This is a genomic window from Exiguobacterium sp. s166 (assembly GCF_018618855.1).
Lineage (GTDB): Bacteria > Bacillota > Bacilli > Exiguobacteriales > Exiguobacteriaceae > Exiguobacterium_A.
Genome location: NZ_JACSMU010000001.1, coordinates 524,970 through 548,295 on the forward strand (window position 1 = coordinate 524,970; position 23,326 = coordinate 548,295).

At 47.0% G+C, this 23,326-nt stretch carries 21 protein-coding genes, 1 riboswitch and 1 other annotated feature; of the genes, 4 read left to right on the plus strand and 17 right to left on the minus strand.

Annotated elements, in window-relative coordinates; genetic code table 11:
• Window positions 1-33: 33 nt before the first annotated feature.
• The 5 genes from KNP93_RS02625 to KNP93_RS02645 form a co-directional block, all read right to left on the minus strand.
• Entirely contained in the window at window positions 34-1,014 is a 981-nt protein-coding gene (locus tag KNP93_RS02625; protein WP_131502112.1) for a hypothetical protein, read from the minus strand.
• A gap of 130 nt (window positions 1,015-1,144) precedes the next feature.
• Window positions 1,145-3,550 (minus strand): leucine--tRNA ligase, encoded by a 2,406-nt coding sequence (gene leuS, locus KNP93_RS02630; protein WP_131502113.1) that lies wholly within the window; start codon window positions 3,548-3,550, stop codon window positions 1,145-1,147.
• A gap of 47 nt (window positions 3,551-3,597) precedes the next feature.
• Window positions 3,598-3,819: a binding site (T-box leader), on the minus strand.
• A 39-nt stretch (window positions 3,820-3,858) separates the two neighbouring features.
• Window positions 3,859-4,503: an HAD family hydrolase gene (locus tag KNP93_RS02635; protein WP_131502114.1), complete on the minus strand. Its 645-nt coding sequence runs from the start codon at window positions 4,501-4,503 to the stop codon at window positions 3,859-3,861.
• A 62-nt stretch (window positions 4,504-4,565) separates the two neighbouring features.
• Window positions 4,566-5,597: a peptidoglycan bridge formation glycyltransferase FemA/FemB family protein gene (locus KNP93_RS02640; protein ID WP_131502115.1), complete on the minus strand. Its 1,032-nt coding sequence runs from the start codon at window positions 5,595-5,597 to the stop codon at window positions 4,566-4,568.
• A gap of 162 nt (window positions 5,598-5,759) precedes the next feature.
• Window positions 5,760-6,941, minus strand: coding sequence for an MDR family MFS transporter (locus KNP93_RS02645; RefSeq protein ID WP_214852947.1), 1,182 nt, complete (start codon window positions 6,939-6,941; stop codon window positions 5,760-5,762).
• Window positions 6,942-7,119: 178 nt separating this feature from the next.
• Between KNP93_RS02645 and mnmM the strand changes: the two genes are divergently transcribed.
• Window positions 7,120-7,710: a tRNA 5-(aminomethyl)-2-thiouridylate-methyltransferase MnmM gene (gene mnmM, locus KNP93_RS02650; RefSeq protein ID WP_131502117.1), complete on the plus strand. Its 591-nt coding sequence runs from the start codon at window positions 7,120-7,122 to the stop codon at window positions 7,708-7,710.
• 51 nt (window positions 7,711-7,761) lie between these two features.
• Here mnmM and KNP93_RS02655 read toward each other — a convergent pair whose 3' ends face one another.
• From KNP93_RS02655 to metK, 3 genes are all read right to left on the minus strand, one after another.
• Window positions 7,762-8,466, minus strand: coding sequence for an alpha/beta fold hydrolase (locus KNP93_RS02655; RefSeq protein ID WP_131972368.1), 705 nt, complete (start codon window positions 8,464-8,466; stop codon window positions 7,762-7,764).
• Between the two features lie 83 nt (window positions 8,467-8,549).
• Window positions 8,550-9,035, minus strand: a complete 486-nt coding sequence (locus KNP93_RS02660; protein WP_114595197.1) for a GNAT family N-acetyltransferase — start codon at window positions 9,033-9,035, stop codon at window positions 8,550-8,552.
• Window positions 9,036-9,172: 137 nt separating this feature from the next.
• Window positions 9,173-10,381, minus strand: a complete 1,209-nt coding sequence (gene metK / locus KNP93_RS02665; protein ID WP_114595196.1) for a methionine adenosyltransferase — start codon at window positions 10,379-10,381, stop codon at window positions 9,173-9,175.
• Between the two features lie 127 nt (window positions 10,382-10,508).
• Window positions 10,509-10,635, minus strand: a riboswitch (SAM riboswitch).
• Window positions 10,636-10,867: 232 nt separating this feature from the next.
• Between metK and pckA the strand changes: the two genes are divergently transcribed.
• Window positions 10,868-12,436 (plus strand): phosphoenolpyruvate carboxykinase (ATP), encoded by a 1,569-nt coding sequence (gene pckA, locus KNP93_RS02670; protein ID WP_188004618.1) that lies wholly within the window; start codon window positions 10,868-10,870, stop codon window positions 12,434-12,436.
• A 57-nt stretch (window positions 12,437-12,493) separates the two neighbouring features.
• Here the strand turns inward: pckA and KNP93_RS02675 are convergent, their stop codons facing one another.
• From KNP93_RS02675 to KNP93_RS02715, 9 genes are all read right to left on the minus strand, one after another.
• Window positions 12,494-13,747, minus strand: a complete 1,254-nt coding sequence (locus KNP93_RS02675) for an EAL and HDOD domain-containing protein (RefSeq protein WP_214852949.1) — start codon at window positions 13,745-13,747, stop codon at window positions 12,494-12,496.
• 167 nt (window positions 13,748-13,914) lie between these two features.
• Complete coding sequence (locus KNP93_RS02680) at window positions 13,915-14,658, minus strand: alpha/beta hydrolase family protein (protein WP_131502120.1); 744 nt, start codon at window positions 14,656-14,658, stop codon at window positions 13,915-13,917.
• Window positions 14,630-15,103 carry an RNA deprotection pyrophosphohydrolase gene (gene ytkD, locus KNP93_RS02685; protein WP_114595193.1) on the minus strand — a complete coding sequence of 158 codons (474 nt, stop codon included), beginning with the start codon at window positions 15,101-15,103 and terminating at the stop codon, window positions 14,630-14,632. The genes KNP93_RS02680 and ytkD overlap by 29 nt, the downstream gene beginning before the upstream one ends.
• Window positions 15,104-15,234: 131 nt before the next feature.
• Window positions 15,235-16,584 (minus strand): glucose-6-phosphate isomerase, encoded by a 1,350-nt coding sequence (locus KNP93_RS02690; RefSeq protein ID WP_188004621.1) that lies wholly within the window; start codon window positions 16,582-16,584, stop codon window positions 15,235-15,237.
• Between the two features lie 112 nt (window positions 16,585-16,696).
• Entirely contained in the window at window positions 16,697-17,863 is a 1,167-nt protein-coding gene (locus KNP93_RS02695; RefSeq protein ID WP_131972364.1) for an iron-containing alcohol dehydrogenase, read from the minus strand.
• 125 nt (window positions 17,864-17,988) lie between these two features.
• The gene (yugI, locus tag KNP93_RS02700; RefSeq protein ID WP_014971071.1) at window positions 17,989-18,381 is read right to left on the minus strand and encodes a S1 domain-containing post-transcriptional regulator GSP13; all 393 of its coding nucleotides are present in this window, start codon (window positions 18,379-18,381) and stop codon (window positions 17,989-17,991) included.
• 378 nt (window positions 18,382-18,759) lie between these two features.
• Window positions 18,760-19,803 carry a ribonucleotide-diphosphate reductase subunit beta gene (locus KNP93_RS02705; RefSeq protein ID WP_214852952.1) on the minus strand — a complete coding sequence of 348 codons (1,044 nt, stop codon included), beginning with the start codon at window positions 19,801-19,803 and terminating at the stop codon, window positions 18,760-18,762.
• Window positions 19,772-20,260 (minus strand): flavodoxin domain-containing protein, encoded by a 489-nt coding sequence (locus KNP93_RS02710; protein WP_114595189.1) that lies wholly within the window; start codon window positions 20,258-20,260, stop codon window positions 19,772-19,774. Before KNP93_RS02710 ends, KNP93_RS02705 begins: the two co-directional genes overlap by 32 nt.
• Window positions 20,261-20,278: 18 nt before the next feature.
• Complete coding sequence (locus KNP93_RS02715) at window positions 20,279-22,504, minus strand: ribonucleoside-diphosphate reductase subunit alpha (protein WP_251138642.1); 2,226 nt, start codon at window positions 22,502-22,504, stop codon at window positions 20,279-20,281.
• 317 nt (window positions 22,505-22,821) lie between these two features.
• Between KNP93_RS02715 and KNP93_RS02720 the strand changes: the two genes are divergently transcribed.
• Window positions 22,822-23,055 carry a DUF1871 family protein gene (locus tag KNP93_RS02720; RefSeq protein ID WP_114595187.1) on the plus strand — a complete coding sequence of 78 codons (234 nt, stop codon included), beginning with the start codon at window positions 22,822-22,824 and terminating at the stop codon, window positions 23,053-23,055.
• 13 nt (window positions 23,056-23,068) lie between these two features.
• Entirely contained in the window at window positions 23,069-23,308 is a 240-nt protein-coding gene (locus KNP93_RS02725) for a NifU N-terminal domain-containing protein (RefSeq protein WP_026827667.1), read from the plus strand.
• The last annotated feature ends 18 nt before the right edge of the window (window positions 23,309-23,326 follow it).

Genomic DNA, 23,326 nt, shown 5'->3' on the forward strand with positions numbered 1-23,326 from the left:
CAAAAAGGCTAGTTCCTACACGGAGCTAGCCTTTTAGTCGATTGGCGTAAACGAACGGCTCGAGAATTTATCCGTTTGGATGAGTGCAAACAACTCATTGTCCTGAACAAATATTCCTTCTGCCCCGTACACTTTCGGACTCGCTGATTCCCCCGTGATTGTCACATCTTTCGTATCAATCGAATACAGGAATAACGCTTCCGAATCCAATGTATAAATCCGCCCTTGCCGCTCGGCCAGACCGATCGGACGGAAGTTTTCCGTGAAGGCTTTTTTCGCATCACTGCGCATGCCACTGGCCGTGTCGATCCGTTTTCGTGCCACGATCGTCAAATACGGTGGTTTTTGTTTTTTCTTCAAGGCACGCTTTTCCTTCGCAGTCGCCTCTTTATCAATCTTGATTTCATCTTGTTTCATCGCAAAATACGTCAGTTCACTTCGTGCTAACGAGCGAATGTGATTGATCGTATAAAATTGTTTTTTCTTGGCATCGTAACCGAGTCCGTGAAAGCTGTCACGGATTGTCGTACCTGCTACCCGCTCTCGTTTGTCTTCTTTCCAGACGCCCTCTTCCCGTTTGACTGTCACGAGAATTTGATTGGATGTCAATAAGGCGACGGTCTCGCCGTCAACGAGCGTCATTCCGTCAAGTCCCGATAACATCAACTTGCCTTCATCCTCGATTTGGAATGAAGCATTGATACGTTCTCCTGTCCCACTGATTTCAAAAAAGTGATAATCTTCCGTTACAACAAGATAAGAACCAATCGAATCATCATACAACATCTGTTGGACATTCTTGATCAACGGTTCTTCCGGATTTGGAATCGAGGACGGCGTTTTCGGTGGTACTTGTTTCACAGCTGCTTGGTGTTTGGATTGTGTCTCAATTTTTGCAAACGTCTCTTGAATTTGTGCTACGGTCTCAGGTCTCGAAAAGACGAGGGCCACACAAAGGATCAGACCGGAGACGACGGCAAAAATCGTTGTATAGACTATATAAGTTCGTTTCATTTACACAAATCGCCTTTCTGTCTCGGTTTCTGATTCAGTTTAGCAGAAGGCGCCCTAAAAAAAAAGCGGACTTGCGACGGAGATAATCGAAAACCCCTCGATCTGATTAAATCAGATGAGGGGTTTCAGCTTAGTTTGCTACGATGTTGATCAGTTTTTTCGGGACGACGATGACTTTTCGAACCGTTTTATCACCAATCCACTCTTGTGTTTTTTCATCTGCAAACGCAAGAGCTTCAATTTCTTCTTTCGTTGCGTCGATGCTGATGACGAGCTTCGAACGGACTTTGCCGTTGACTTGAATGACGAATTCCATTGTATCGCTGACGAGTTTCGTTTCATCGAATGTCGGCCATACCGCATATGTCAAGGTGTCGTCAAAGCCAAGTTGTTCCCATAACTCTTCCCCTAAGTGCGGAGCAACCGGAGTCAATAATTGAATGAATCCACGAAGGAAATGGCGTGGCAAGACCGGTTGTTTGTTTGCTTCGTTGACGAAGACCATCAACTGCGAAATGCCGGTGTTGAACTGAATATTCGTGAAATCTTCCGTTACTTTCTTAACCGTCTGGTGGTAGACACGTTCAAAGTCCGCATCGACTGTCGTCACGTCTTGAATGTCCGCTGTCCGTTCAAACAGACGCCAGACGCGGTCAAGGAAACGACGTGCTCCGTCTAGACCGTTCTCCGACCAGGAAACTGAAGCATCCAGTGGTCCCATGAACATCTCATATAAACGGAGCGTATCCGCACCGTGCGATTTGACGATTTCATCCGGATTGATGACGTTTCCGCGTGATTTCGACATTTTTTCGTTGTTTTCTCCGAGAATCATCCCTTGGTTATATAACTTTTGGAATGGTTCTTTCGTCGGTACGACACCGATATCATACAAGACTTTGTGCCAGAAGCGGGCGTAGAGTAAATGAAGTACGGCATGTTCAGCCCCTCCGATGTAAATATCAACCGGGAGCCAGTATTTTAATTTTTCCGGATCGGCAATCGCTTCTTCATTGTGCGGATCGATGAAGCGAAGGTAATACCAGCAGCTGCCGCCCCATTGTGGCATCGTATTCGTCTCACGACGCCCTTTAAGTCCTGTGACCGGATCCGTGTAATCGAGCCAGTCTTCAGCAAGAGCGAGTGGAGATTCACCCGTTCCCGACGGCTTGATTTCCGGAATCATCGGCAATTCAAGCGGAAGTTCTGATTTATCGAGCGTCTTCATCGTTCCGTCTTCCATGTGGACGACCGGAATCGGCTCACCCCAGTACCGTTGACGGCTGAATAACCAGTCACGCAACCGGAAAGTGATTTTTTTGCGTCCGACTTGATTCGTCTCAAGTTCAGCGATGATTGTCTCAATCGCTTCTTGTTTTGATAGTCCGTCGAGCATCTGTGAATTGACGTGCTCTCCTTCACCCGTGTACGCTGCTTCGTCGACGTTACCGCCTGTTACGACTTCGATGATTGGCAGGTCAAACTGTTTCGCAAATTCATGATCTCGCTCGTCATGTGCCGGTACGGCCATGATGGCGCCTGTCCCATATGTCGCGAGGACATAATCGGCGATCCAGATCGGCAGACGTTCTCCGGAAATCGGATTGACGGCAAAAGCTCCCGTGAAGACGCCTGTTTTTTCTTTCGCAAGATCTGTCCGCTCCAAGTCTGATTTCGTCTGAACAGATGCGATATACGTTTTAACAGCTTCTTCATGATCGGCTGTCGTGATGTCCGCGACGAACGGATGCTCCGGTGCAAGAACAAGGTAAGTTGCCCCGAAAACTGTATCCGGACGTGTCGTAAAGACCGTCACTTGTTTTTTATGACCGTCAATCGTAAAGTCGATTTCTGCCCCTTCCGATTTTCCGATCCAGTTCCGTTGCATTTCTTTCACCGATTCTGGCCAGTCGAGTTCATCTAAATCTTCGAGTAAACGGTCCGCATACTCTGTGATTTTTAAGACCCACTGCCGCATCGGAACACGGACGACGGGATGATTGCCACGCTCCGACAGTCCGTCGATGACTTCCTCGTTCGCAAGGACTGTTCCAAGCGCCGGACACCAGTTAACCGCGACTTCGTCAACGAAAGCAAGTCCTTGTTCATACAATTTCGTAAAGATCCACTGTGTCCATTTGTAATAATTTGGATCCGTCGTATTGATTTCACGATCCCAATCATATGAGAATCCTAAATCTTTTAACTGACGTTTGAACGTCTCGATGTTTTGCGCTGTAAACTCCCGCGGATCATTCCCTGTATCAAGGGCATACTGTTCCGCTGGAAGTCCAAACGCATCCCATCCCATCGGATGAAGGACGTTGTACCCCTGCATCCGTTTCATCCGTGCGAGGATATCCGTTGCCGTGTATCCTTCTGGGTGTCCGACATGGAGTCCTGCTCCCGATGGATAAGGAAACATGTCTAACGCATAAAAACCTTCTTTTTCCGGATCTTCTGTTGTGACGAACGCATTGTCCTGTTCCCAGCGCGCTTGCCATTTCGGTTCGATTTCACGATGATTGTACGGCATCTCTATTCCTCCTCTGAATATACAAAAAACCGGTCTCCGCCCCTAGGAATAGGGACGAAAGACCGGTTTGTCTCCCGCGGTACCACCCACGTTGTCTGCTGAAGCAGACCACTTGATTCACGGATAACGGTGTGAAGGACCGGAGTTCGCTACTTGATTTCACGAATCATGCTCCCTGACGAGTTCACGGACGATTCCGACTGGTTTGCACCGATCACCAGCTCTCTAAACGGAATGACTCCCTTACTACTTCAGTTCGTCGCAATGGACTATCTATGTGTTAGTGTAAGCTGAATCTTCCCTTATCGTCAACGGTTCCGTAAAATTTCTCCGATTGCCGCATGCGACGAGACGACGTGGTCCGCGTGATGCAGGATTTGTGCCGGCATCCGTTCATCCAGCAAGGCGATGACTTCCATTCCTGCTTCCTTCGCCCCGATCATCCCGTTCGCTGCATCTTCAATCACGATACAAGCCTCCGGTGCTTGATCAATCCGTTGCGCCGCCAAGCGGAAAATCGCCGGATCCGGCTTCGACCGCGGGACTTCAAATCCGCTCGTGTACGCATCGACCGTCAATCCATAATGCGTGATGACGCGTGTGATTTTTTCAAGTGAACTGGAAGAAGCAATCGCAATCCGGTATCCTTCCATGCGGGCCAGTTCCATCAATTCTTTGACTCCGTCTTTTAGGCCGCATGCTTCCGGCTTCGCGTGTTGCTGGAATAATTCATGTTCGAGTGCCAGTAATGCTTCCGTAGAGTGAGGTAACTCATGTTGTGTAATCAGTTCTTCCCACATCTCGTCTCCTGTTTTCCCCATGAATGTCGCATACTGCGTATGATCGAGCGGGATAGATAACGTCTTAAACATGTGTTGGTGGACTTTAAAATATTGAATTTCACTGTCGAGAATGACACCATCCATATCAAAAATCAGACCTGTTTTTTTCATTTTTTCCCCTCCTGCTATCAGCCTACCAAAAAACCTGATCATCCGCAGACGATCAGGTGGATTCATGTCGCTAAAACCGTCTCTTGGTAGCGGTATTCCGGGAAATAGTCTACGTCTTGATCACTTCCATAGCGTTGGCACAATTTTTCATAGACATGAGGCAGAAGAATCGTTTTTCCTTGGTGGTATTCAAACATCCGGTATCCTGTGTAACGGCACTTGCTTTCAAACAGACTGTCCCGTTCCTTATATCCGCCGCCTAAATGTTGTTCGACCATCCCTGCCGTCTTGGAATGTAAGATCGCCTCATATTCCAGTCGCTGATTCGGAAACAGTTTATGTTCATCCCGTTGACATCCAATCAAATGTCCGTGTGCATACTCTTGTCCAAGCAATACGAAATAACCACCGACGGCTTCCCCTCTCCACTCGGCAATCAACAATAACGGTTCACACAGCTGTGTCGGCTGAAACAGTTGTTCAAAGTATTCAGGTGTAAAATAGTAATGGGAAGAGGCATCTTTCCGGTCCATCGTTTGGTAATAAAGACGGATAAAAGTTGGCAAATCTTCTTTTGATCCCCGACGGACTGTCAGCTCTGACGCCAATGACTTCCGGATCATACTCCGGTTTTTCTTATGAAACGTTTGCATGATTTCTTCCACGGTTGGCCGAAGATCGATGCTCGTCGTGTGGCGGATGAATTCCGTTTTCGTCCAATCCGCTATCCGTTTTTGATTTTCCGTCAATGGATTAAACCGAATCAGCTCCGAGACAATTTTGTGACGCATGGCCCATTGCCGAAAAGAACGCTTGGCATCTGCCAGTTCTTCCAACGTCAGTTCACCAACAACTTCCGGACCTCCATAACCATAAGGTGTAATCATATCAAAATACTCGGTGTCGAAAATACGCCTCTTCAAAAAAGGATAAAATAGTTCGCCTGACGCACCTTGAAAATAAACCAGTCCCGCCGTTTCATCGGCCCGTGCATTTAAACGGACGTATTCATAGCTATAAAAAATATCAAGTGATTTATTTTCGACAAGTGATGTCCAAGTCAGCTGATCTTCAACGAAAATACATTGCCTCATCTTTTACACCTCCGGCACACGACACGTCAAACATATTTTTTCTTTAATTTGGTTAATCAATTAATATTTTCCTTTTAATTGAATACCCATTTTACATGTTTATTATGCGTCCTCAAAAAAAGACAGATGGCGGCATCAAACGACCGCGTCTGTCTTTCGAACTTATTTTATCGCCTTACTTGGTATAGCACGAATGAATGTGAATCCTGCCACCAGAATCAATCCGATCAACGTCAGGAACACGGCATTCATACCGGATAAATCATAAATCAGTCCCCCGACGGTCGGACTGATCATCCGGCCTGCCGAAGCGGCGATATTGACGTATCCCTGAAACTCACCTTCTTTACCAATCGGAGCTAAGCGCGCTGCCATTGCAGGAACTGCCGGCCAAATGAACATCTCACCAATCGTCAAGATGATCATCGCCACTAAAAACATTTTGAATCCTCCCGCAAAGGGAACGATGGCATAGGATAAAAGAAAAATCCCTGTCCCCGTCAGTAACTGACGTTTCAAATCGTCACCAAACCATCGTAAGACGGGTGTCAATAACGGTTGTGCAAACACAATCAGCGCCCCGTTGATCGTCCATAAAATCGAATACTCGGAAATTGTTACTCCAAGTGACTTTGTATGCACGGCAAACGTTCCCTGCCATTGAACATACACAAACCATAACAGTGCATAACCAATCGAGACATACAACATCGTCCGGACAGAACTCCGTGAGAGCGGTTCCCGCACTTCCTCGCTTGCCGACATCGATTGACGTCTGATTGGATGGACCTGAATCCAATTCAATCCTACCAACAGAACCACAGCAAACAACAAGTACAGTATCAGATTTGCGATGAAGATGAATTGGATATCAATCGCCGCAATTTGCCCACTGATAGCAGTTCCGAGCGCCACACCGACGTTTTGAGCAACATAGATTGCGTTAAACGCCCGTCTCCCGCCTTCCGGCCAGATCACACCGGTCATAGCATAGATGGTCGGAAAAACCATTCCGCCGACGAATCCGATTAATCCCAGCATCAGAACATAACCGGTGAAAGTCTGATGGAACATCCAAAGTCCGATTGAGGCAAGGACGAGTCCGATGACACTGATGACAAGTGTGCGTTTCCCACCTAACCGATCAAATGCTTTTCCACCAATGTAGTTCCCGATGATGGCGAGAGCCGAGTTGACGAATAAGGCCATTCCGGCCTTCGTCATCGACTCCCCTAAATAGTCATGAATGTATAATGTATTAAACGGCCATAAAAAAGAGGACCCTGTCGTATTGATTGCCATCGCCAATACCAGAATCCAGACCGCGCGAGGTAATTTCGGCATGGTAAGTATCCTCCAATGTAGTTTCCAACCTTGCCACTTTACGAAATTATTCTGTCGTCTGTCAAGGAACTTCGATTTAAACGAACAATCGGAAAAATGATACAATTAACTAAAGGGTCGATTTTGCGGGTACTTAGAAAAAAATAGAGCATATCAATCAAAAAGAGGAGTTTTTGCCATGTCACTTGCACGTGTGTTACCTTATGCCAAAGAATTGTTGGAATCAGTCATCCATGAAGGGGATTGCGTCGTCGATATGACTGCGGGGAACGGTCATGATACGCATTTCCTTGCTGAACAGGTCGGACCGGGCGGACGGGTCATCGCTTTTGATGTCCAGGAGCAGGCAATCGAAGAAACGACCCGTCGGTTGCAGGCGGCTCACGTCTTCGATTGGGTCGATTTGTATCACGAAAGTCATATCCATGTCGGCGCTCGGTTATTTGCTGAACAACGTCCGATTCGTGCCGGAGTCTTTAATCTTGGTTACTTACCGGGAAGCGATAAATCCGTCACGACGACAGGAGAAGAAACGCTAGAGGCACTCCGGGCCCTTCTTCCGGTCCTCGTCCCCGGTGGTCTGGTTGTCCTCGTGATTTATCACGGTCACTTGGAGGGACGCCGCGAACGTGATGCAGTGCTTGAGCATGTTTCATCGCTCCCCCAGCAGGATTATGCCGTCTTGCAGTACCGTTTCTTGAATCAGCAAAATAATCCGCCGTTCATCGTTGCGATTGAAAAAAAATTAAAAAAACAAATACTCGATTAAACAACAGAGGAGTGCCGTCGTATGCGACGGCACTCCTCTTTTTAAAACATATTAATCTTCCACTAATTTCAGGAACAGCAACAACTTTTCAGCAAACCGTGTGTTCAAGCGTTCGAAACTGAAGTGCGGGAACCCGTGCAGACGTTGCAGATAAATCTGGTCCCCACCCATTTTCCGGCATACCTCAAGCGTCAACTTGACGTCAGCAAACTGATCGTCCGGCGCATAAAAACAAGCGAGTTGGACCCGCGGCAGTTTCTTACGTTCTTCATCATGGATGACAATTTCTTCTTCAATCTCACGATATTCAGCGTACGTCAGTTCACCGAGACGAGCAGCATCTTCATTATTTTGTCCGAACGGTAATGTCCCAAGCGGAGCATCCGGACGGAACCGGTCGAAGGCACTCGCGAAGACTTGTTTGACGCCTCCCAATTGCTTGGAATTGTGCCAATCAAATAACGGCGAGATAAACGTCAGGCTCGCCATCGGCAACTCATATTCTTGAAGCAGTCGGTTGACGACAAGCGCTCCCATACTGCAGGCAATGATATGAATCGGTAATTTCCGCTTACCGGCTTCGCGTAGTGCTTCTTTTAATAACTGTTGATGTTCTTCAAACGATACACGACGGGGTGCGTCGACCAAGAGGACCTCATATTCGTGCTCTAAGACACGAATCAGTGCTTCACTTGGCCGGGCACGTAATTGGAGTGGATATACAAGAACGATCACTCCGGTTGGTTGTTCTACCACAAACTCACCTCTTCATTCAATATCTGTTTAGTATGCAACAAATCCGACTTCAGCCAAACCGCCTTAAGTCGGATTCCGTTTCTTTAATATATACGTTGTAGTCGCGTCACAGGTTCCACCTGTCCGAAGACTTCCTCTGTCGTCTCGCTGATTTCCTTAAATCCGTATGAAGTCAAAAAGTGACGGGCTTTATAGTTTCGGGATTCAACATACACTTCAATCGGAGACGCCCCTTGCAATTCCAGTTCGCGGATCAGCCGGCGTCCGATTCCGTTTTGCTGGTATTTCGGCAAGACATACAGCCGGACGATTTCCCACGTTCCATCCACATCGATGGCGTGGATAAAACCGACGATTTCCCCGTCGATCAGTCCGACATTGAAGTATTCTCCACGTGCTTCTTCCGCTGTCCGGATTGCTCGGACCACTTCTTCCTGCGGGTACGCTTCTTGTACGAAATGGGCTTTCGAACGCTCTGAATAGATTTCCTCATATGTGTCCATCCAGGACGTGAGCGCAATATCATGAATGCGTGCTGCATCAGCCGGAACTGCTTCGCGTATCTCCATACCGAAATCCCCCTTTTCCTTTTACAGGCTCATGTTCTTTTACCCTTTTCTAGAAATTTCAGTCGTTTCCCTGCAAAGTTCCGGAGAAACAAAAAAAGTTCAGAAACACCCTTAAAAGGGAGTTTCTGAACTCAGGATTATGCGAAACGTTTTGCCTGCTCTTCAAGAGTAGCGGCTTTATCTGTTTGCTCCCATGGTAATTCGATGTCTGTACGACCGAAGTGACCATAAGCTGCTGTCTGACGATAAATCGGACGGCGGAGATCAAGCATCTTGATGATCCCTGCAGGACGGAGATCAAAGTTTTCTGCGATTAATTCAACGAGTTGCGCTTCAGGAAGTTTTCCTGTACCGAACGTATCGACTGCGATTGAAACCGGGTGCGCCACACCGATTGCGTAAGCAAGTTGAACTTCTGCTTTGTCCGCAAGACCAGATGCAACCAGGTTTTTCGCGACATAACGTGCTGCGTAAGCAGCTGAACGGTCGACTTTCGTTGGATCTTTACCAGAGAACGCTCCACCGCCGTGACGTGCATATCCGCCATACGTATCAACGATGATTTTACGACCTGTCAACCCTGCATCTCCTTGTGGTCCGCCGATGACGAAACGACCAGTCGGGTTGATGAAGAATTTTGTGTCTGCATCGATGTACTCTGCCGGGATGACCGGTGCGATGACATGTTCTTTCAGATCAGCTTGAATTTGCTCAAGCGTCACTTCTTCTGCATGTTGTGTCGAGATGACGATTGTATCGACGCGAACAGGTTCATTGTTCTCGTTGTATTCAACCGTAACTTGCGTTTTACCATCCGGACGGAGGTAATCGAGTTGCCCCGTTTTGCGGACCTCTGCCAAACGACGAGCCAGTTTGTGTGAAAGCGAGATTGGAAGTGGCATGAGTTCCGGTGTTTCTTTCGTTGCATAACCGAACATCAGACCTTGGTCTCCTGCTCCGATCGCATCGATTTCTTCATCGGACATGTTTCCTTCGCGTGCTTCAAGCGCTTGGTCCACACCGAGAGCGATGTCTGCTGACTGCTCATCGATTGATGTCAATACAGCACAAGTGTCTGCATCGAAACCGTATTTAGCGCGTGTATAGCCGATTTCACGAATAGTTTCACGAACGACTTTCGGGATATCCACGTAAGTTGATGTCGTGATTTCTCCAGCTACTAATACGAGTCCTGTCGTGACAGAAGTTTCTGCCGCAACACGTGCGTTTGGATCGGCTGCAAGAATTGCATCCAAAATTGAATCCGAAATCTGGTCACAGATTTTATCCGGGTGACCTTCAGTTACTGATTCCGACGTAAATAGTCGGCGATTAAGGTTTGTCATGTTTGACCCTCCCAAAAAAGAATTTGACGGTGTACTCATTTCCCCTAGTTGAGTGGGACGGTAAAATGAAAAAAACCTTTCCATGTCCAAAAATGGTCAGGGAAAGGTTGTGCGTTCTTCCTTTACCCTCTTATCGTTCGAAGTGTTTACTTCGCTTCAGGAGAGCACCTTTTCCTACATTAATGATGAAATTAATATAAGACGGTTGCCGGGTTTCTTCGGGCCTTGTTCCCTCCACCTGCTCAGAATAAGAGTATCCGTTACGAATTACATGATATAAACTTGTGCTCACTCTGTCAAGCAACGTTTTAATTTCTAGTCGAAAAATTTCAGAAGAGATGTTAAACTGTTAATGCTGAAAGCGTTTCCAGATAAATAGAAATCAGCGCAGGAAAATGATTGCCCTATCATTAGTATGTCATATATAATAAATGTGTCATACTAATAGTAGAGCTAAAACCAACGTAGGGGAAAGGTGGGGTCAGGATGCCGATGACGGTCCTGAATATCGAAGAGCTACTCAAGAAGGAGCATGTGTTCAAACAACTGTCCGTTGCTGAACTAGTCGAACATGCGATTCGCAACAAAGAAGGAGTTCTTGCAGAAAATGGTGCTTTGTCTGTAGAAACGGGGAAATTTACAGGTCGTTCACCGAAAGACAAGTTCATCGTCCGTGATCAATCGTGTGAGATGCATATCGATTGGGGTCATGTCAATCAACCAATGGAATCGGACAAATTCGAGCAACTGTTACAAAAAGTTCTTCGTTATATGAACGAAGCAGATCAACTTTACTACACAGAAGCTGCTGCTGGTGCCGATACGCATTTCACCCTTCCAGTGCGCGTCGTAACCGAATATGCTTGGCATAATTTGTTTGCGAAACAGCTATTCTTACGCGAATATCCTACGGTTGCGGCCTTTGAACCATTTACGGTCGTCTACGCACCACATTTTAAAGCGGATCCGGCGGTCGACGGAACAAACTCGGAGACATTCATCGCGATGTCTTTCGAACACCGTATTGTCTTGATCGGTGGTACAGAGTACGCCGGAGAAATTAAAAAATCAATTTTCTCGGTCATGAACTATCTCTTACCACAACAAGAAGTGTTGTCGATGCACTGTTCCGCCAACGTTGGACACGAAGGGGATGTCGCGTTATTCTTCGGACTATCCGGGACTGGTAAGACCACACTGTCTGCAGATGAGAGCCGTCAATTGATCGGCGACGATGAACACGGTTGGTCCCATGACGGTGTCTTCAACATCGAAGGTGGCTGCTATGCGAAAACGGTCAACTTGTCACGCGAAAAAGAACCACAAATCTTTGACGCCATCCGCTTCGGAACCGTTCTTGAAAACGTCGTCCTCGACGACACCCGGATTCCGGATTATGATGATACCTCACTGACGGAAAATACGCGTGCGGCTTACCCGATCACAGCAATCGAGAATATCGCCATCCCGTCACGCGCCGGTCATCCGAAAACGATTGTCTTCCTGACAGCAGATGCTTACGGTGTACTGCCTCCGATCAGTAAACTGACAAAAGAACAAGCGATGTATCACTTCTTGTCAGGTTATACATCTAAACTTGCCGGCACAGAGCGTGGTGTCACGGAACCGGAAGCAACGTTTTCGACCTGCTTCGGTTCCCCGTTCCTGCCGTTGATTCCAGAAAAATATGCGACGATGCTCGGGGAACTGATTGATCGCCACGGCGTCACCGTTTATCTCGTCAACACCGGTTGGACCGGTGGGGCTTATGGTACCGGCAGCCGGATGAAACTTTCGTATACACGGACGATGGTCAATGCAGCCGTCAACGGCCTGCTCGCAGACATCCCGACAGAAGAACATCCGATTTTCGGTCTGCATATGCCGATTGAAGTACCCGGTGTTCCGACTGATTTACTCAATCCGGTCAAGGTATGGGCGGATTCATCTGTTTACGAACAACAAGCGACTGCACTCGCGCAAAAGTTCACGCAGAACTTTGCACGTTTCGAAAGTGCGACGGATGCCATCAAAGCAGCCGGTCCCCGCGTTTAAAAATGATTGATGATACTAAAAAGGTTGAGCTCCTTAATGGATGCTCAACCTTTTATGTTAGACGATTGAATCTGTCTTATCTTGTAAATGAAGCTCTTTTTGAGAAAGCCAAACTTGGCTTTCTTTTAATAATTCATAAGCGCGGCGCTTCGCAATCCCGAATCGATTGCTCAGCATCTCGAACCGTTCGAACTCTCCCCGGTCTGCGCTGATCGCAAGGAGCAGGCAATCCCGAAACGGATGATCATCACCTTGTAAGACGTTTTTCAAAGCCGGTTCAATCGGAAGCTGATCAATGATTTCATCAATATCGACTGAGAGTAATGCATCAATATGAGACAGTAATCCAATCATATAAGCGCTCTCTGCTTTCAAGGTCTTCGTTTCCGTCGCAAACAGTTCACACAGCTTTGCACAATGCAAAGATGAACGTAACAATTCATCCGACCACCTGTACGGACTTGCGAGTTTCATTTCACGCAAAACGATTAACGAAATCCAGCTCTTTAATTGCGAAAATCCAAGTAAGGAAATCGCTTGTCGGACGGAACTGACGGTGTTCCGAAGACCGATTCCCGGAGAATTGATTAATTGCAGTACTTGTACACTGATGTAAGGATTTCCTTCGATTTCATCGACGACGTCCTCATAATGATCGTCTGTATCCAACCACTTCAGCATCTTCAACAGGACAGGTACTTGCGGAGGAACCGCCTTCCCTTTCATCAGCATCGGTTTGGCATAAAAGTATCCTTGAAACCAGTCATATCCCATCTCAAGGCTTCGCGTATGATCTTCATGTGTTTCGACCCGTTCTGCCAAAAAGCGCATATGCGGATAATTCCGCTTTAAAATATGTAAGATTGCACTTTGTTCGCGTGGGTTGATGGCTTCGATATCAATTTTAATCAAATCAATCAGATCAAACAGCTCTGCCCCATGATGACGCAACAGATCGGTTACGAAATCATCCAGTGCCAATACGAAGCCTGCTTCTTTCCACTTCTGCAACGTCAGGAGCATAGCAGCATCAATGTGAACCGTCTCTAACACTTCAATCACGAATCGGGTCGGATCCAAGTGATCGATCAGCTCAGACTGTAACAGATCGCCTGTGAAATTAATGAATAATCGTTTCCCTTCTGCTACACGGTCTACTCCCAAATGAATCAGTGTATTCGTCAATACATCCATCGTTGCCAAGTCACCATCAAACACTGCAGGTGTTTCAACGGAACGATAGAGCAGTTCAAAAGCGTCAATCGAACCAAACCGGTCTACAATCGGTTGTCGCGCAAGTAAGATTTCCATCTCATATATCCCTTCTAAATCCGTTAATCTGGCTTATTTTATATGTTCTAGTATATCAAATATCGTTTCCCCTTAAAAAATCTCTTTTTTAAAACATATCAATGTTCCCATCATTTGGAGAAAAAAACATCTCAATGCGAGGCACTGAGATGTTTTCACGAATCCTTTTACTTGGATAACATCCAATCGATGACTTGTTTCGTCACAAGCATTTTTTGATGGATTGGAAATTGATGCGCATATTGATATACCAATAAACGGGTCTTTTCCGGATAGCGGGCTGCATAGTTCGTCGCATGCCGCAACCGAACGTTTTGATCGTACAATCCATGAATCAACAAGACGTCTCCTTGCGGCGGAAAATAGAGTGGTGACCGGACGCGATATGCCTCCAGCCGTTGCTCTGGAACGCCACCGGTAAATCGTCTGAGCATTTTTTGCATCGTCCGTTGTTCTTCATACGTCCAAATCAAATTCGTCACGCCGGCCCAGGAAACTGTCCGGGCGACTTCACGATGATGCGCCAGTAAAAGCGCCATCTGACCGCCGCGGGAAAAGCCAAATACCGATGTCCGCTCGACATATTGATCGAGCCAATCAAAAGCACTGATGGCGTCAAGGATATCCCGTTGTCCAAAATCTTCTTTTCCGGTCCCCCCTAAGTTACCGCGGTAAAAAGGAGCCATGACCAAATAACCGGCTTGCGCGAACTGCATTAAGCGGGTCGGCCGAACCATGCCGATATTACGTGTCCCACCACGTAAATACAAGAGACCTTGTCCGTTCGCCCGAACCGGTAAGATGATGTACGCCCCGACCCGTTCTCCGTCGGATGTTTCATAAAAGACCCGAAAGGTACGAAACGGTCCCTGGCGGGGGAGTTCAAACCAGTCGGCGTTCGGCGAGTACACGAAGAGTCTCCGGAAGGACACGGTCCTTCATCATGAAGCTGTATTGGCGGTTCGTATCTAAACGTTTCGGGATATCGTCTAGTAAATAGGCACCGTCCGTCTCATCGACAGCAAGATGCGGCACCAAGGATGCGATTTCGGCGAAGTAGATATTCTTGATGATCGTATCCCCCCGACCTTCAACCCGGTATTGTCCGATGTACTGGAGACGTTCGATATGTCCCCCTGTCTCTTCCATGACTTCCCGGTGCGCTGCTTCCTCGGCCGTTTCCCCCGGTTCGACCTTTCCACCCGGAAATTCGTAGCCCCGTTGCTTATGATGTGTCAGTAACCATTTCCCTTCGTACACGGCAATGACCCAGACATGAAGCGGATGGACTGAAAACGGATGGTCCTCAAAACTCAGTTCAACCCGATTTTGATAATAATCTAAAAACGTAATCACGTGCGTGCACCTCATTTCTTCTTCTCTCTTCACTTTACCTGTTTCGAAAGCATTCTAAAAGTGAAAGTGCGTAGGAATTTGCCAGAATGACAAAAAAAGACATCCCTCTGAATCGAGAGATGTCCGGCTTCTTATTTCAAGCGAGCTTCAAGCTCTGCTTTTTCTGCTTCAAATCCAGGTTTACCAAGCAAGGCAAACATGTTTTTCTTGTACGCTTCAACACCCGGCTGATCGAATGGGTTGACACCAAGCAGGTATCCACTCATTGCACATGCCTTTTCAAAGAAGTAGAACAAGAATCCGAGATGATACGGTGTCATCTCCGGCAACTCAACTGTCAAGTTCGGAACTTGTCCATCTGTGTGGGCAAGCAACGTTCCTTCTGCTGCCTTGTCGTTGACGAATTGAATCGACTTGCCTTCAAGGAAGTTTAAGCCGTCCAAATCCTGTGCATCTTTTTCAATCGTCAAGGTATGACGCGCTTGTCCGACTTTGATGACCGTTTCGAACAAATCACGACGTCCTTCTTGAACGTATTGTCCCATCGAGTGAAGATCCGTTGAGAAGTCGACTGCTGCCGGGAAGATCCCTTTAAAGTCTTTTCCTTCTGACTCTCCGTACAACTGTTTCCACCACTCCGACACATAGTGTAAAGCAGGTTCATAGTTGACGAGCAACTCGATTGTTTTTCCTTTCGCATATAATGCGTTTCGAACGACCGCGTACTGGTACGCTTCGTTTTCCGCCAAGTTCTCATTTGAGAACTGAACTTGCGCATCACGCGCACCTGCCATCAAGTCTTCAATCGAAATGCCGGCAGCTGCAATCGGTAATAAACCAACCGGTGTCAAGACAGAGAAACGACCGCCAACGTCATCCGGAATCACAAACGTCTGGTATCCTTCCGAGTCAGCAAGTGTCTTCAGGGCACCACGTGCTTTATCTGTCGTCGCATAAATCCGGTCCTTCGCTCCGGCTTTACCGTACTTGTCTTCCATAAATGTTTTCAGGAGACGGAATGAAATCGCTGGTTCCGTCGTTGTCCCTGATTTTGAGATGATGTTGACCGAAACATCTTTTCCTTCAAGTACTTGGAACAAATCGTGTAAGTACGTCGAAGAAATGTTATGTCCGGCATAAATGATTTGCGGTGCTTTCCGCTCGTCTTTTGACAGTAAGTTGTGGAACGAATGACCGAGCATCTCAATTGCAGCACGTGCTCCGAGATACGATCCGCCGATCCCGACGACTAACAAGACATCTGAATCCGACTTGATTTTTTCAGCCGCCGCCTGAATTTTTTCAAATTCCGCTTTGTCATAGTTTGTCGGTAAATCGACCCATCCTAAGAAATCGCTGCCGGCACCTGTGCCGTTGTGGATTGCTCCGTGTAATGTTTTTACCGTATCCGCCATATAGTCCACTTCATGTTGTCCTACGAATTGTAGGGCCTTCGAATAATCAAAACGTACCGTTGTCATTCACTCGTCCTCCTTATTCATTCGCAAACAAATGCGACCTTCCTTTTCATTAAAACGCAAGAAGGAAGGTCGTTCAAGTCTTTTGTGAAAAGATTAGCAAATGTTATGACGCTTACAAAGCAGCTGTTACGATTTGACGAACATCTTCGTTGCCAAGTGATTTGAAGTTACCAAAGTCTCCACGTGTCATCGCTGACTTCACGATTGAATCGACCGTTTCTTCTTTGATGTCATAATCCGCAAGGCGGTTTGGTGCACCAAGTGATGTCCAGAACGCACTGATTGCATCGATTGTAGCGTGTGCTGCTTCCATTTCTGATTTACCTGTCGTATCGACGTCAAAGACGTTCTCACCGAGCGTAACGAAACGGTGTGCGTTTGACTCATCAAGAACATGACGCATCCAGTTCGGGAAGAGAATCGCCAGACCGCCTGCATGCGGGATGTCGTGAACCGCTGAGACCGCGTGCTCAATGTTGTGTGACGCCCAGTCGCCGCGTGCGCCCATTTGAAGAACACCGTTGAGTGCCATCGTACCGGCAAACAGAATCGTACCGCGGAGTTCAACGTTTTCAAGATCGTTGACAAGTTTCGGTGCAGCTTCAACGACTGCTTTCATGACACCTTCCGTCATCCGCTCTTGAACCGGTGCATGCGCCGTGTGGAAATATTGCTCGAGGCAATGGCTCATCATGTCGACGATTCCGTAAATCGTTTGATCTTTCGGAACGCTGACAGTGTACTTTGGATCAAGGATTGAGAATGTCGGGAACGTCAACGGGCTGCCCCAACCGTATTTCTCTTGTGTCTTCCAGTTCGTGATAACAGAACCTGAGTTCATTTCTGAACCTGTCGCAGCGAGCGTCAAGACTGTTCCAAACGGGATCACTGTTTCTGGTGTCGCTTTACCGATGACGAGATCCCATGCTTCACCCTCGTAAGGGATACCTGCAGCGATCAATTTCGTGCAGTCGATGACAGAACCGCCACCAAGAGCGAGCAATGCGTCAACGCCAGCTTCACGTGCGATTTTAATACCGCGTTCTGCTGTCTCGATGCGTGGATTTGGTTCGACGCCGTCGCATTCGACGTATTCGATTCCTGCCGCATTGAGTTCGCGCGTGACGTCATCATAGACACCATTACGTTTGATACTGCCGCCGCCAAATACGAGCATGACTTTTTTAGCATCTAAAGCTTTCAATTCGTCTTTGATTTTGTTGACTTGACCGTCACCAAAAATAAGTTTCGTTGGATTACGATATTCGAAGTTTTCCATTGTGTGTTGCCCCCTTGATAAGTAATGAACACCTTACATTATCCACACATTCCCCTTTTGCATCTATTTTAATGCTTATAACGCAAAAAAAGAGAACCGACCGATGTCGATTCCCTTTCAAAATCTTATTTTTGGAAGTTTGATTTTTCAATCCATTCTTCCAATTTGCCTTTTAACACGTTGAAGCCAGGAGCTTCTTCTTGTTTGAAAGCAGGACCTGCATCGCGACGGCCAGTGTTTTTGCGTGGGCCTTTAGCGCGTGCTTCGCGTTTTGGAGCTTCCTGTGTTGCTTTAATCGAAAGCTTCATTTTTTTGTTAGCTTCGTCGATGTCGAGAACTTTAACAGTTACTTCATCGCCAACTTTTACGTAATCGTTGATGTCTTTTACGTAATCGTGTGAGATTTCTGAGATGTGGACGAGACCTTGTGTTTGCTCGTCAAGTGCTACGAAAGCACCGAAGTTTTGAATACCAGTTACTTTACCAGTAACGACTTGGTCTTTTTCAAAGTTTGCCATAGTTTATACACTCCCTAACTAAATTCATCAACTTATAATAACATACTTTTTACGGATGGTAAAAAATATTTTTCAAATTGTTTATTTTTTATTTTACCAGGGAACAAATTAGTAGCAAGACTTCAAGTATTCCCCCTGATTCTGCCGGACTTTTCGAGTCCGGCCCTTTTTTTGTTTCAACTTACTTTTTCACGCAAAAAGGACAGGTCCGGTCTGCCCGCTTTCCGCGGACAAGCCATCATGCCGCTTCAGATGCAATGCATCTTCCAGGGTCAGGATTGACTTGTATTTCCGCAGGAGTCGAGCATGACCTCACCTGTCCTAGCGTAATGGAAATTTCACGGTGAAGCAATCAAAAAATAAAGATTCGGGAATGGCTTACAAATCGTCAAATCCGTTTGCATCCGTCACTTTCGCATATGACCGTGATTTTTGCTCGAAGAAATCGGATTTCGTCGCATTCATCGAGTCGTCGGAATACGCCCGGATCCATGGCATGACGTCTTCATCATGTCCTTCATACAGATCGTCGAGCCCGATGACACGGAGACGTTTGTTGGCGAGGTATTTGACATAGTCACGCATCTCGCTGACATCAAGTCCGTCCAAGTCACGTAACACGTATTCACTCCACTCGATTTCGAGATCAACAGCACGCTCGAATGTGGCATAGACGAACTTCGTGAATGAACTGTCGGCATCGATTTGCGGATGTTCTGTCAAGACGGCACGTAACAGCTGACTGATGAAGTACGAGTGTTGCAACTCGTCGCGTTGGATATAACTGATCATCGTCGAAGTTCCGACCATTTTTTGGTGACGCGCCAGGTTATAAAAGAACGCAAATCCGGAGTAGAAGTTGATTCCTTCAAGAACGATTGAGGCGACGAGTGATTTCGCGAAGTTTTCCGGTGTCCGGTCGTTTTGGAAATCTTCATACAGATCCAGAATAAAAGCATTCCGCTTCATGACCATGTCATCATCTTTGGCGATGTCGAAGATCCGGTTTTGTTCTGACAACGGTACGAGGCTTGACAGCACGTAACTGTACGATTGGTTATGCACGACTTCCTGTTGGGCCACAATCGCGAGGATCGCATGAATCGAGGCGTCTGACGTAAACATTGCCGACTCCAGGATATAGCGGGTCTGGACAGAGTCAAGAATCGATAACAGACCGATGATCCGCTTAAACGCATCCTGTTCCCGCTCGCTCAATTGATTCCACTGTTGCATGTCTTTTGACATCGAAATTTCGTCCGGAATCCAGAAGTTCGATAACAGTTGTTTATAGATCGAATAAAACTGTGGATATGCGATGTCGTTCCAGTTGACGATCGAGCTTGTCTCGCCACCGATGATCGCTGTCGCACGATTCGGATGACGGGCATCAAGCAGTTTGATTTTTTGTAGTTGTTCCATGTTGTTCGGCTCCCTCTTGCTGTAATTGCAGTAGTGTTCGGCGTGTCCACTCTTTGACCGCATGCGGCCGGTTTCGCGGCGATTGTTCGATTTTGAGTAATTCACCTGCGAGCGGTACCCCGAACTTCGCGAGATGATACGCCATCTCATCGACGGCGCGGCAATATTTGACGAACATCTTATCGCCCGTCCCGAAGACAGCCGCCTGCGGAATCGCGTGCGGACTTTCCTTTAAGACCAGCTTCAGACAATCCCGCATCTCATCCGGCAATTGTCCGTCTCCCCAGGTGTACGAACCAAAATAGACGATATCATAAGGGACCAGCTGATACGTCGTCACATCATCGGCAAAGATCATCGTCGGTTCGACCTGCATTTCGGAACATGCTTTTGCAATCAGTTCCGCAACCTCCTCTGTATTTCCGCTCATTGACGCATATACGATTGCTGCCTTCATGATATCGTCCTCCTTCTCTTATGATGAACACGACTCACATTCATCGATTTCGACGGTCGTCGAACGTGTGTAGTAAATCGTCTTCATCCCCAGCTGCCATGCCTCCATGTGCATCTCGAGTAACTCTTTTGCTTTGACACTGTTTTTGACGTAGAGATTAAAGCTGATTGCTTGGTCAATATGACGTTGGCGTGAGGCATTTTGACGGATGCTCCAAAGCTGATCAATCTCAAACGCTGATTTATAGAACCAGTTCGTTTCCGGTGTCAAATCGGGCACTGTGACTGGAATCTTGTAGTTTTTCTTCTCTTCCGCATAAACCTTCTTGTAAATCGGATCGATCGAAGCCGTACTTCCGGCGATGATTGCCGTCGACGAGTTCGGGGCGACTGCCATCAGATAGGCATTTCGCATACCGTGTTCTGTGATGTCGGCTTGCAGACGATCCCAGTTCAGTTCAGCCGTTGTTTTGTAGTGACGGCGGGCGATGTATTCCCCTGTCTGCCATTCCGATCCTTCAAAGAGACGGTAAGCGCCTTTTTCTTTCGCCAGTTGCATCGACGCATCAATCGTCAAGTACGCAATTTTTTCGTAAAGACGATCGGCATACTGAACAGCCTCGACCGACTCCCAGCGGATGCCTTCGAGAGCGAGCAGATGATGCCAGCCGAATGTTCCGAGACCGACGGCGCGGTATTTTTGATTCGTAATCTGTGCTTGCGGCACGTCAATCGTATTTAAATCGATGACGTTATCAAGCATCCGCATTTGAATCGGAATCAACCGTTCCAATACATTTTCACGGACAGCACGCGCAAGCGCAATCGAAGATAAGTTACAGACAACGAAATCGCCCGGTGTTTTCGTGATGATGATTTTGCCGTCTTCCGTGTACTCTTCTGTGACAGTCGTCGGGCTCATGTTTTGCATGATTTCCGAACAGAGGTTAGACGAATAAATCATTCCCGCATGTTTGTTCGGGTTGGCACGGTTTACTGCATCACGGAAGAACATGTACGGTGTGCCTGTTTCGAGCTGCGAACGCATATAGCGTTTGACGAGATCAATCGCCGGTACTTTCGTCCGGCTCAGACGCGGTTCATTGACACACGCTGTGTATTTCTCCGTGAAGCTGCCGCCTTGTTCCGTTTCATCAAACGAATCTTCCAGGCTGAAGCCCATCACCGTCCGAATTTCGTGCGGATCGAACAAGTACCAGTCACCGCGCGCTTCGACCGTCCGCATGAAATGGTCCGGTAAGCTGACGCCTGTGAACAAGTCATGTGTCCGCAACCGTTCGTCCCCGTTGTTCAATTTCGCATCGAGGAACTCAAGAATATCTTTATGCCAAATATCGAGATAAACGGCGATTGAACCTTGGCGCATACCGAGCTGATCGACGCTGACCGCTGTGTTGTTCAACTGTTTCATCCACGGAATGACACCGCTTGAAACTCCTTTAAATCCTTTAATGTCTGACCCGCGTGAACGGATTTTCCCCATGTAGACACCGATTCCGCCGCCGCCTTTTGACAGTGTCGCAACATCGGTATTCGAATCATAGATACCCCGCAACGAATCATCGACTGTATCGATGAAGCATGATGACAGTTGTCCGTATGATTTACCGGCATTCGATAAAGTCGGTGTCGCAACAGTCATGTAGAGATTCGAAAGTGCCCAGTAAGACTCTTTGACGAGCTCGATCCGGCGGTCTTTTGGTTCTGTCTGCATGAGTGTCATCGCGATGATCATAAAACGTTCCTGCGGTAATTCGTATAATTTCTTGACGTGGTCGCGCGCTAAGTAACGGTCGGATAATGTCCGGAGTCCGATATACGTGAACAGATGATCACGTGACGGATCGATTGATGCCGCAAGTTCCTCGACTTCTTCTTTTGTATACGTGTCTAAGAGATGCGGTGTAAAGATGCCGATCTCCGTTAATTTTTCAATCAAGTGATACAGCGAGCCGTACCGTTCGTCCGCTGCATAACCGCGGTTTTCGCTCGCTTCCAGATACAACCGGTTCAAGTACGTTGCTGTCGCAACAAACGTCCAGTTCGGTTCTTCTGCTTTTAACATATCAAGTGCATGCATGGTTAAGAGTTCATAGACTTGATCCGCCTGTAACGTCTTCCCTTCGAGTGCCCGAATCGCCCGTTCTGTGTAACGCTCGACGTCGAGCTCCGAGTATGATGCTGTAATCTGACGGATGACCGTATATACATCTTCTATTGTCATTGCACCTTGATAGATGCGTGCTGTATTCAGTGGAGATGCCACTATGAACCACTCCCATTCTCTAACTTTAAAATAGGTTCCGTTGCCGTAAAAAATGCGCTAAACTAAAAAAAGACGCCCTACATATAGAAAGTGTTATTCAATCTTCACTCTATATATAGACGTTTCAGGCATTTTTAAACCTATTTATCTACAAGATATAGGTTATCACTAAATGCCGGAAAAATAAGCCCTTGCATTGAAATTCAGGTCAAACAAATTTGAAAAGGCGGACTACCGCCTTTTGAGATATATTGAGATAAGGAGTTTTAGTGATTATGAGTTCAGAAGAACTTTTAAAAAAATATGATCCATTTCACCTAGGAGAAGGAAATTATCCGACGGAAATGTCTGCTATACTAAGCTTACTGACGGTTCATGATCAAATAAGCCCGCTTGCGGAAGCAATCGGGAGCGTTTTTGAAGAATCATTTGATGAACGACCGGATCAGCAGGAATTGATTTTACTCGCAACGAACTTACTTTTATGTGAAGCTTCGTGTGAACTTTGAAAGGAGACTGATTATGCAAGTTGACTACACGCCTAACCCGAACTCAGTAAAAATCACCCTCGACGGAGACCGTTTCGGTGCCAAGAGCACCAGCGTCAAAAAAGGGGATACACCGGAAGATGCTTTGCTCGCATCACTCATTACGATTGACGGCATCGATAATCTATTTGCATACGGTGATTTCGTCACCGTCACAAAAGAAGCTGACGCTGAATGGAATGACTTACTTCCGACAATCGAAGAAAAAATGTAAATATCTCACAAGGACACC